The organism is Bradyrhizobium frederickii, assembly GCF_004570865.1.
GTDB classification, from domain to species: domain Bacteria; phylum Pseudomonadota; class Alphaproteobacteria; order Rhizobiales; family Xanthobacteraceae; genus Bradyrhizobium; species Bradyrhizobium frederickii.
Map to the genome: position 1 here is coordinate 345731 of NZ_SPQS01000001.1, position 10571 is coordinate 356301.

Consider the following 10571-nt stretch of genomic DNA (forward strand, 5'->3'; position numbering starts at 1 on the left):
CGTCACTCCGCCGCTTCGACTTTCGCGTTGACTTGGGCCTCAACCGGTTCGAGCGCCGCGGCGATGGCTTCGTCGACACGCTCCAGCCAGATGAATTCGAGGTTGTCCCGCGCGCTCTTCGGGATGTCGTCATAGTCCCGCTTGTTGCGCGCCGGCAGCATCACCCGCTTCAGGCCGGCGGCCGCGGCTGCGACCACCTTCTCCTTGATGCCGCCGACCGGCAGCACCAGGCCGCGCAGCGAGATCTCGCCGGTCATGGCGGTGTCGCTGCGCACGGTGCGGTTGGTGAGCAGGGACGTCAGCGCCGTGAACATCGCAACGCCCGCGCTGGGCCCGTCCTTCGGGGTTGCTCCCGCGGGCACGTGAACGTGGATGTCGCTCTTCTCGAACACTTGCGGATCGATGCCGAGCTGCGAGGCACGGCTTTTCACCAGCGTCATCGCAGCCTGCACGCTCTCGCGCATGACGTCGCCGAGCTGACCGGTCAGGATCATGCCGCCCTTGCCGGGCACCTTTGATGCCTCGATGAACAGGATGTCGCCGCCGACCGGCGTCCAGGCAAGGCCCGTGGCCACGCCCGGAATGCTGGTGCGCTGGGCGATCTCGCCTTCGAACCGCGGCTGGCCGAGCACGGTGACGATATCCTTCGCCGCTATCACGACCTTGGCGGCCGTGCCCTCGGCGACCTGCACCGCAGCATGCCGGAACAGCTTGCCGATCTCGCGCTCGAGGTTACGCACGCCGGCCTCGCGGGTGTAGCCCTTGACCACCAGCTTCAGCGCCTCCGGCTCGATCTCGGCCTGCTCGGCCGAGAGGCCGTTGGCCTCCAGCTGCCGCCGCACCAGATAGCGCCGCGCGATCTCGAGCTTCTCGTCCTCGGTGTAACCGGCGAGGCTGATCAGCTCCATGCGGTCCAGCAGCGGGCCCGGGATCTGGTCCAGCATATTGGCGGTCGCGATGAACACCACGCGCGACAGATCGAAAGGCACGCCGAGGTAATTGTCCCGGAACGTCCCGTTCTGCTCGGGGTCGAGCACCTCCAGCATGGCGGCCGAGGGATCGCCCTGCACGCCACGGCCCATCTTGTCGATCTCGTCCAGCATCATGACGCAGTTCCGCGCGCCGGCCTTCTTGATGCCCTGGATGATGTTGCCCGGCAGCGCACCGATATAGGTGCGCCGGTGGCCGCGGATCTCGGCCTCGTCGTGCACGCCGCCTAAGCTGACGCGGACGAAGGGACGGTCCATCGCGCGGGCGATGGATTGGCCAAGCGAGGTCTTGCCGACGCCGGGCGGACCGACGAAGCACAGGATCGGCGCCTTGCCCTGCGGGGCGAGCTTGCGGACCGCCAGATATTCGATGATCCGGCTCTTGATCTTCTCCAGGCCGAAATGGTCGGCGTCGAGGATGGCTCGCGCCTCCTTGATGTCGATCGGCTTCTCCGCAGGCAGCGCCCAGGGCAGCTCGATCAGCCAGTCCAGATAGGTGCGGACCATGCCGGCTTCGCCGGCGGCCTCCGGCATGCGCTCGTAGCGGCGCAGCTCCTTCTTGGCGTGTGCGTCGGCCTCGGGCGGCATCTTGGCCTTGGCGATGGCAGCCGTCAGCTCGGCGACCTCGGCGGCCTTGCCATCGCCTTCACCGAGCTGGCGCTGGATGGTCGCCATCTGCTCGCGCAGGATCGCCTCGCGCTGCCGCTCGTCGAAGGAGGCCTTGGTCTTTTGGCCGATTTCGTTGGAGATGCGCAGCACCTCCAATCGCTCGGCCAGGTGCTTGGACACCTTCTCGACGCGCAAAACGAGGTCGATGGTCTCCAGCACCTCCTGCTTGTCCTGCGGCTTGATGTCCATGAACGAGGTCGCCAGGTCCGCCAGCGCGCCGGGCGCACTGGTGCCTTGGAACATCGCGGCCAGCTCGGGCGGCGCCTGCGGCAGCAGCTCGATGGCCTCGATGGCCTGACGCTGCAGGTTCAGGGCGCGCGCCTCGATCTCGGGCGAGGTCGTGGTCGGCTCGGGGATCTGCTGGAAGCGCGCAACGGGAAACGGCGTCCCCGGCAGGAAGTCGAGGAGGCGTGCGCGCTGCACGCCCTGGCAGACGATGTGGTGGCTGCCGTCGGGCGCGGTGATATAGCGCACGATGTTGGCGATGGTCGCGACCCGGTAGAGGTCGTCCGGCCCCGGCGCATCGGTCTCGGGGCTGCGTTGCAGGACGATGCCGACGGGCCGCTGCTCGCGCAGCGCCTGCTGGGCGGCGGCGATGGACTTCGCCCGGCCGATCGTGATCGGCGCGATGGCGCCAGGGAACAGCACCATCTCGCGCACGGGGATGATGATCAGCGCGTCGTCGGGGATCTTCACGTCGTTATTGGTCTGTTCGTTGTTCATCTGTTCGGTGGCCATGATCGACCTCAGGATTTGGCGAGGCGCAGTGCGACGCAGCCGTCCATCACGAAGCGGCTGATGGCGTAGCGGCCGAGGGGCAATGCAATGCGGCGCTCAAAACGCCCCTGCGGCAGCTCGAGCCGATGGATGCGGGCGTTGCGGAGCTCCGGCGGGAGGGTGCGCTGGCCGGAGATGACGAGCACGCCGTCATGGATGACCGTCTCGACATTGTCCGGATTGACGCCCGGAAGCGCCACCAGGATCAGGAGCTCGTGCTCGGTTTCCAGCACGTCGATCGGCGGCTCCCAGCAGGCTTCCTGGCGGCCGAACTGCTGGCGCAGCCGGTCGGCGCGGGTCAGCGAGTCCAGGGCTTCGGACAGCATCCAGTCGAGGGGATTTTTGGGTTGCATGTGGAAGGCTCAGGGGTGGGAAAGCCTGCATATGGGGCCGGCTCCCGGAAAATCCAGTGCGACGGCGCCGACGTGCCATGCGCTGTCGTGCGATCCAAAAACAAACGCCGCGGCATGGGGCCGCGGCGTTCCGTCATCGGCAGCGGCGCGGGTCAGGCCGCGGCGCGGTACTCTTCCTCCGCTTCGAGGTTGATCACGGACGTCGCGAGCTCCGTCAGCGTGTGATCGGTCGCCTCTTCTTCGTCCAGCGTCGCCTGAAGCAGCCTTGCCGCGTCCTGCATGCCGAGCTCCTCGGCCCAGGTCCGCAAGGTGCCGTAGCGGGAGATCTCGTAGTGCTCGACCGCCTGGGCCGCCGCGAGCAGTCCCGCATCGAGCGCCGGTGCGCCCTTGAAGTCCTTCATGATCTCGGCGCCTTCGTCGGTGATGCCGTTGATGGCCTCGCAGGGCTTGCCGCGTGCAGGCTTGCCCAGCATCTTGAAGATCTGGTCCAGCCGCTTGACCTGACCCTGGGTCTCGCGCAGGTGCTTGTTGAAGGCGGCGGCCAGCGCCTTCGATTGTGCTGCCTTCGCCATCTTGGGCAAGGTCTTGATGATCTTGTTCTCGGCGAAATAGATGTCCTTCAGCGTCTCCAGAAACAGGTCGCTGAGCATCTTCGGTGCCTGACGCGGTCGGCGCGCCGCGGTCTTCTTGGTCGTGCGCTTCTTTGCTTGCTTAGCCATAGGTCCTCCTCACGAGGTGACACGGGAAGGCCTCGCCCTCCTCAATCCTCAGGCGATCAAAGCCGCTTCAGCAACGAAAGTTCCAATCTGCAACCGGTCAACGCTCAGGTCGGGCGCTTGTACGGATCTTCCTGGCGCTGCCGCGCCTCGGTGCTGCGATCGAGCTGTGCCCGCTCGCTGCGCCTGAGGTGGCCGGCCTTCATCACGCCATAGACGAGGGCCCCGCCGAGCACGAACGCGCCGATGAACCAGAGCCAGAGCAGGTTGGCCGAGAGCTGGCCGAGCAGCATTCCGATTCCACTGTCGCTCATCGATCGTCTCCAGTGATTATGCAAAACTGGTCCTGCCGGGCTAAGTCAGTCCGCCCGCCATCGTTCCAGCGTCCAGGGACCCACCGAGACATGATCGACTTCGCCCTGTCCGCCTTCGTGACGCTGCTGCTGGTGGTCGATCCTGTCGGCCTCGTGCCGGCTTTTCTGGCGGCCACAGCCGGGCTGCCCGACACGATCAAGCGAACGATCGCGCTGCGCGCGCCGCTGATCGCGGCTTCGATTTTGGTGGTGATCGCGCTGCTCGGAAACTGGCTGCTGCGCCAGCTCGGGATCGGCGTCCCCGCGTTCCAGATCGCCGGCGGGCTGCTGCTGTTCGGCGTGTCCTATCAGATGATCTTCGGCGATCGTCCGCACCGCGAGGCCCGCGAGGCCGACCGAGCGACCTCGGAGCACGCCTCCGATGTCGCGGTGTTTCCCCTGGCCATCCCCATGATGGCCGGCCCCGGTGCGATCGCGACCACGCTGCTCCTTTCGGGCGATGCCGGCTATGGGGCAAGGCTCGCGATCATCATCGCTGCCGTCCTCTCGGTCTGCCTGCTCTGCATGCTGTGCTTCGTCTCCGCTCACCTGATCGCGCGGACTCTCGGACGCACCGGAAATGCCGTGCTCTCGCGCGTCCTCGGCATGCTGCTCGCGGCCTATTCGGTGCAGTTCGTGATCAACGGGGTTGCGGCCGTGCGGGCCGGCCTGTCATAGGGCTGCGATAACAGGTGAAACCATTGATTTTGCCGTCCGTTTCGTGGTTTTGGTACCCGATCCGGGCCGCTTTCGCTTGCACTGCCATGTTGCTTTGACGTACTTCCGGTCTAACAAGACCATCGTCGGGAAATCGGGATGTCGATGACAACGGACGAGCTCGCCAAGCGACAGGCCATCATCGACGCTTGCCGGCGCATGAATGCGCTCGGCATCAACCAGGGCACCTCAGGCAATATCTCTGTCCGGCATGTGGACGGGCTTCTGGTCACGCCGACCAGCGTGCCCTATGAGGCCATGACGCCCGAGCAGATCGTGTTCATGACCATGGACGGCACGCACGCGCCCGAGCAGAAGCCGTCGAGCGAATGGCGGTTTCATCGCGACATCCTGAAGTCGCGGCCCGAGGTCAACGCCGTCGTGCACGCCCATCCGACCTATTGCACCATCCTGGCGATCATGGGCATGGAGATTCCGCCGGTGCACTACATGATCGCGGCAGCCGGCGGCGATAGCATCCGCTGTGCGCCTTATGCGACGTTCGGAACCGCGGAATTGTCCGACCATGCGGTGCGGGCGCTGGAGGGCCGGCTTGCCTGCCTGCTCGACCATCACGGCATGATCGCGGTCGGCAAGACGCTGGACAAGGCGATGTGGCTCGCCGTCGAGGTCGAGACGCTGGCGCGGCAATATCACGGCTGCCTCCAGATCGGACAACCGCCGCTGCTCCCCAGCGCCGAGATCGAGCGGGTCCGCCAGCGCATGGCGGGCTACGGCCTGTCGGAAGGGTAGGTCAGGCAGAACGTGTTCATGCGGATCAGGCATCTCGTCGATCGCAAGGGAACGAACCGGACCATGGTTCGGCTGCGCGCCCTCTTGCGCAGCAACGAGTTCTACCTGATCCCGCTTGCGCTGGTGATCGGCACGCTCGCGGGCTCGGTCGTGACGCTGATGGCCCAGATTGCCCAGATCGCGCATGTGGTGATCTACGGCATTCCCATTGATGTTCACCTGTCGGCTCACGAGAGCGTCAGCCCGTGGGCGGCGCTGATCGCGCCTGCGCTCGGCGGCCTCTCGCTCGGCATCATGGAATGGTCGCGGCGGCGCATGAAGATCTCGAGCGCGGTCGACCCGATCGAGGCGAACGCGCTGCGCGGCGGCAATCTGTCGATGCGCGACAGCATGGTGGTGTCGAGCCAGACGCTGATCTCCAATGGCTGCGGCGCCTCGGTCGGCCTCGAGGCGGGCTATACCCAGATCGGCTCGGGGATCGCCTCGCTGTTGGGCAAGTTCTTCAATCTGCGCCGCAACGATCTGCGCCTGATGGTCGGTTGCGGCGCCGCCGCGGCGATCGCGGCGGCGTTCGGCGCGCCGATCACCGGCGCGTTCTATGCCTGCGAGTTGATCGTCGGAGTCTATTCGGTCAGCAGCGCAGCGCCGATCCTGGCCGCCTCGCTCGCCGGCGCGTTGACCGCGCAATGGCTCGGCGGCGCGCCATATTCGCTGGAGATACCCAAGGTCAGCGCCGTCGGCGTCGAGCAATATCTGGCACTGATCGGGCTTGCGCTCATCACCAGCGGCGTCGGCATCGCCGTGATGCGCTCCTCGCCGACGTTCGAGCGCCTGTTCGCCTGGATGCCGGTCTGGCTGCGTCCGGTGATCGGCGGCCTCATCGTCGGCGGCTTCGCGATCATCACGCCGCAGGTGCTGGCAGCCGGCCACGGTGCCATGGTGCTCGATCTGTTTCACGAGATGACGATCGGCCTGATCGCGCTGGTCATCGCCTTGAAGGTGACGGCCTGCCTGATCTCGCTCGCCTCGGGCTTCCGCGGCGGTCTGTTCTTCGCATCGCTGTTCGTCGGCAGCCTGATCGGCAAGTTCTTTGCCGCGCTGCTGCTCCTGATCAGCCCGAACTTCGCGATCGATCCGCTGGTCGCGATGCTGACGGGTATGGCGACGCTCGGTGTCGCCATCGTCGGCGGCCCGCTCACCATGTCGTTCCTGGTGCTGGAGATGACCCGCAATGTCGACGTCACCGCCGTGGTGCTGGCCGGCTGCATCGTCACCTCGATCTGCGTCCGCTTCATGTTCGGCCATTCCTTCTCGACCTGGCGCCTGCATCTGCGCGGCGAGACCATCCGCAGCGCCAACGACGTCGGCTGGCTGCGCAATCTCACCGTCGAGCGCCTGATGCGCTCCGACGTCGGCAAGGTGCCCTCGACCACGACGATCGCCGCCGTCCGCCGCGAGTTCGCGCTGGGCTCGCGGCCGGGCGTCGTCATCGTCAACAATGCGGACGAATATGTCGGCCTTGTCCTGCTGCCCGATTTGTTCTCCAGCGACCTCGACAGCATCGCCGACGACATCCAGGTGATCGAGCTTGCCCGCCTGATCGACATCGTGCTGATCCCGGAAATGAACGTGAAGTCGGCGATGGCGGTGTTCGACGAGGCCGAAGCCGAGATGCTGGCGGTGGTGGATTCCACCGATAGCCGCAAGGTGGTCGGCTTCCTCACCGAAACCTTCGCCCGCCGCCGCTATGTCGAGGAGATCGACAAGGCGACACGAGGCGTGCTGGGCGCGTTGTCCTAAGCGCGCCTATAGGCGGGATGGGGCTGCAACGAGGCAGGTCACGATCCGCCGCACCACGGCAGCACCACGAGCAGCGTTGGAAAGGCGACCTGCCAGGACAGCGCCCCGGTGCTCGCCGGCGACCGCGAAACGCAGCGGCTGTTCATGATCCGCTCAGGTTGGAGGGTGCATGCTGGGCTTCGGCCGTTCGTTTACAATCGTTCAAAGCGTGGCGGATTGCCGCGATCAGGAAACCATTTCAGTGGTTTGCGCGTTAGACGTGGTTTGCATATTCTGCGTTTGCGCAAGAACATAGGAGGTCAAAATGACTGCCAGACCGATGATTTCTGCCGGCCGCAAGATGTTGCTGGCCGCGTTCGCAAGCCTGGCCATGGTCGCAACCTCCACATCGCCCTCCGCTGCGGCGTCCCCCGGGGCGGCTGAGGCCCTGTCCGCAAAGCCTGTCACGGTAGGGCAGGGCTCGTCCGAGGTCACTGATTTCAGCTCAGCCCGGCGTCGCCACTACTATCGACGCGGGCCCAACGCTGCCGGTCTCGCCTTCATGGGCCTCGCGGCGGGGATGATCGGTGGTGCGATCGCCGAGAGCCAGCGCCGCGAATATTACGAGAACCGCTATTACTACGGCCCGCGTCCTTACTACGGCGGTCCCGGTTATTATGGCGGTCACGGCTATTACGGCGGCGGCAGCCCTTACTATTACGATCCGGGCTACTAGGGATCGTCTCGAGCGGTCGTTTTCGACGCTGCCCGGATTGGGTTGCACGAAAGAGGGCGGTGCTTTGTGCCGCCCTTTTTTGATGCGCCGATACTTGTGTAGCCTGGATGGAGCGGCACCCGTCCCGGATTGGGCCGGCACGTGGAAAGAGCCTGCGCCAACCTCAGCTCTCGTGCCCCGGACGCAGCGCAGCGCTTCTTCAGCGGTGCGCCGCAGAGCCGGGCCCATCTCTCCGCGACCTCCGGTGTCGCCTTCTGGTTCCCGGCTCTGCGCCGCAACGCTTGCGCGTTGCGGCTCGTCCGGGACACGAGGGGGAGGTGATGCAGCTAGCTCTCTGTCTTTGCGCGCCGGCAGTCCCTCGCGGAGCCGCCCCGGTCCATCCGGCCAATTATTCGGCAATCATGCGGCGCACCACTTGCGCGAAGTCGTCGGGAGTGCTCTTTGCTTAAGCGTTTTCCGGGGCCACCGGCCCCGATCCCGAGAGATGAGATGAGCAAGCTCGTTATCCGCGCCGGCGATTTCACCTTCGATGCCCGCTTCGAGGAGCAGCTGGCACCCAAGACCGTCGCCGCCTTTCGCAAGGCGCTGCCGTTCGAAAGCCACATCATCCATGTGCGTTGGAGCGGCGAAGGCGTGTGGATGCCGCTCGGCGATCTCGATTTCGGCGTCGGCTACGAGAACCACACCAGCTATCCGGCGCCCGGCCAGATCATTCTCTATCCCGGCGGCATCAGCGAGACCGAGATCCTGCTGGCCTATGGCAGCGTGCATTTCGCGAGCAAGATGGGCCAGCTCGCCGGCAACCATTTCATCACGCTGACCTCCGGCCTGGAGAATCTGGCGGCGCTGGGCAGGAGCGTGCTGTGGAAGGGCGCCCTGCCCATCCGCTTCGAGGAAGCCTGAGTGACCGACAAGAGCTACCCGCGCGATCTCCGCGGTTACGGCCGCAACCCGCCGCACCCGCAATGGCCCGGCGATGCGCGGATCGCGGTGCAATTCGTCGTCAATTTCGAGGAAGGTGGCGAGAACAACATCCTGCACGGCGACCGCGCCTCGGAAGCGTTCCTGTCCGACGTGCTCGGCGCGCAGCCGTGGCCCGGCCAGCGCCACGCCAATATCGAATCGATGTTCGAATACGGCTCGCGCGCCGGGTTCTGGCGGCTGTGGCGGATGTTCGGCGAACGCAACTGGCCGACCACGGTGTTCGGCGTCGCCACCGCGCTCAAGCGCAACCCCGAGATCGTCGCGGCGATGAACGAGGCGGGCTGGGACATCGCCAGTCACAGCCTGAAATGGATCGAGCACAAGGACATGACCGAAGCGCAGGAGCGCGCCGAGATCGCGGAGGCGATCCGCGTCCATATCGAAGCCACCGGCGCGCGGCCGCTCGGCTGGTACACCGGACGCTCCTCGATCAACACCAACCGTCTGCTGATGGAGGAGGGAGGCTTCCTCTATCTATGCGATTCCTATGCCGACGATCTGCCCTATTGGATCAAGGGCGCGAATGGCAAGCAGCTCGTCATTCCCTACACGCTGGATGCCAACGACATGCGCTTCATCAACCCGCAGGGGTTTGCGGAAGGCGAGCAGTTCTTCACTTACCTCAAGGACGCCTTCGACGTGCTCTATGCTGAAGGCGAGACCGTGCCCAAGATGATGTCGGTCGGTCTGCATTGCCGCCTCGCCGGTCGGCCCGGCCGCGCTGCTGGCCTGATCCGCTTCCTCGACTATATCGGCAAGCACGAGCGAGTCTGGGTGCCGACGCGATTGCAGATCGCGCAGCACTGGCACGCCAGGCACGCGGATCTTGCCGCCGCCGCATTTGAGATCGGTTGACGATGTCGCAGATTTCCCTGTCCGATCTCAATGGCGCTGCCGAGGCCGATTTCGTCGCCGCGCTTGCCAACGTCGTCGAATATTCGCCGTGGATCGCCGAGCAGCTCGCCGACAAGCGGCCGTTCGCCGGCATCAACCAGTTGCACACGGCGCTGATGGCGGTCATTCAAAGCGCCGACCCCGATGTGCAGCTCGCGCTGATCCGGGCGCATCCCGATCTCGCCAGCAAGACCCGGCGCGCGGCAGGGCTCACGGCGGAATCGACCAATGAGCAGAACAGCGCCGGCCTCGACCGGCTGTCGGATGCCGAATATGCCGCGTTCGAGCGCGTCAACAACGCCTATCGCGCCAAGTTCGGCTTCCCCTATATCGTCTGCGTGCGCCGGCACACCCGGGATTCCGTACTGCGCGATTTCGAGGTCCGGTTGCGCAATATCGCCAAGACCGAGACACGGCGTGCGATCGAGGAGATCGGTCGCATCTCGGCGCTGCGGCTCGATCAGCTCGTCATTGCCGACGACGAGTTGAAGGTGCATGGCCGGTTGTCGACGCATGTGCTGGACAATCACATCGGCAGGCCCGCGGCGGGCATCCCCGTGGAGCTTGTCGAACTCTCCGCGCTCGGCGAGAACCGAATCATCGCGCGCGCGGTCACCAATGCGGACGGCCGCACCGACCAGCCGCTGATCGGCGGCCGGCCGCTGCCGATCGGCCGTTACGAACTCAGATTCAGCACTGCCGGATACTACGCCGAGCGCAACGTGCAGCTCACCGACCCGCCTTTCCTCGACGACATCCCGCTGCGCTTCGCGATCAGCGAGCCGGAAGGCCATTATCACGTGCCGCTGCTGGTCACGCCGTGGAGCTATTCGACCTATCGCGGCAGCTAG

The 10571-nt window shown here is 65.6% G+C and carries 11 protein-coding genes; 7 read left to right on the forward strand and 4 right to left on the reverse strand.

The window, feature by feature from the left end:
• Positions 1 to 2: 2 nt before the first annotated feature.
• The 4 genes from lon to E4K64_RS01620 form a co-directional block, all read right to left on the reverse strand.
• Complete coding sequence (lon, locus tag E4K64_RS01605; protein WP_135161853.1) at positions 3 to 2396, reverse strand: endopeptidase La; 2394 nt, start codon at positions 2394 to 2396, stop codon at positions 3 to 5.
• 8 nt (positions 2397 to 2404) lie between these two features.
• Complete coding sequence (locus E4K64_RS01610; protein WP_135161854.1) at positions 2405 to 2788, reverse strand: Hsp20/alpha crystallin family protein; 384 nt, start codon at positions 2786 to 2788, stop codon at positions 2405 to 2407.
• Between the two features lie 152 nt (positions 2789 to 2940).
• On the reverse strand, positions 2941 to 3507 hold the full coding sequence (locus E4K64_RS01615; protein ID WP_135161855.1) for a YciE/YciF ferroxidase family protein: 567 nt from the start codon (positions 3505 to 3507) through the stop codon (positions 2941 to 2943).
• Between the two features lie 104 nt (positions 3508 to 3611).
• A complete protein-coding gene (locus E4K64_RS01620) occupies positions 3612 to 3818 on the reverse strand; it encodes a hypothetical protein (protein ID WP_135161856.1) in 207 nt (68 codons plus the stop codon).
• Positions 3819 to 3908: 90 nt separating this feature from the next.
• On the opposite strand from E4K64_RS01620, the gene E4K64_RS01625 reads away from it, so the two are divergent.
• The 7 genes from E4K64_RS01625 (at position 3909) to uraD (ending at position 10571) form a co-directional block, all read left to right on the forward strand.
• Positions 3909 to 4535 carry a MarC family protein gene (locus tag E4K64_RS01625; protein WP_135161857.1) on the forward strand — a complete coding sequence of 209 codons (627 nt, stop codon included), beginning with the start codon at positions 3909 to 3911 and terminating at the stop codon, positions 4533 to 4535.
• 138 nt (positions 4536 to 4673) lie between these two features.
• Positions 4674 to 5327 (forward strand): L-fuculose-phosphate aldolase, encoded by a 654-nt coding sequence (locus E4K64_RS01630; protein ID WP_209311926.1) that lies wholly within the window; start codon positions 4674 to 4676, stop codon positions 5325 to 5327.
• A gap of 12 nt (positions 5328 to 5339) precedes the next feature.
• Positions 5340 to 7127, forward strand: a complete 1788-nt coding sequence (locus tag E4K64_RS01635) for a chloride channel protein (RefSeq protein ID WP_135161858.1) — start codon at positions 5340 to 5342, stop codon at positions 7125 to 7127.
• A gap of 304 nt (positions 7128 to 7431) precedes the next feature.
• The gene (locus E4K64_RS01640; protein ID WP_135161859.1) at positions 7432 to 7842 is read left to right on the forward strand and encodes a hypothetical protein; all 411 of its coding nucleotides are present in this window, start codon (positions 7432 to 7434) and stop codon (positions 7840 to 7842) included.
• A gap of 489 nt (positions 7843 to 8331) precedes the next feature.
• A complete protein-coding gene (locus E4K64_RS01645; protein ID WP_126255607.1) occupies positions 8332 to 8745 on the forward strand; it encodes a DUF3830 family protein in 414 nt (137 codons plus the stop codon).
• A complete protein-coding gene (gene puuE / locus E4K64_RS01650; protein WP_135161860.1) occupies positions 8746 to 9681 on the forward strand; it encodes an allantoinase PuuE in 936 nt (311 codons plus the stop codon).
• 2 nt (positions 9682 to 9683) lie between these two features.
• Entirely contained in the window at positions 9684 to 10571 is an 888-nt protein-coding gene (gene uraD / locus E4K64_RS01655) for a 2-oxo-4-hydroxy-4-carboxy-5-ureidoimidazoline decarboxylase (protein WP_135161861.1), read from the forward strand.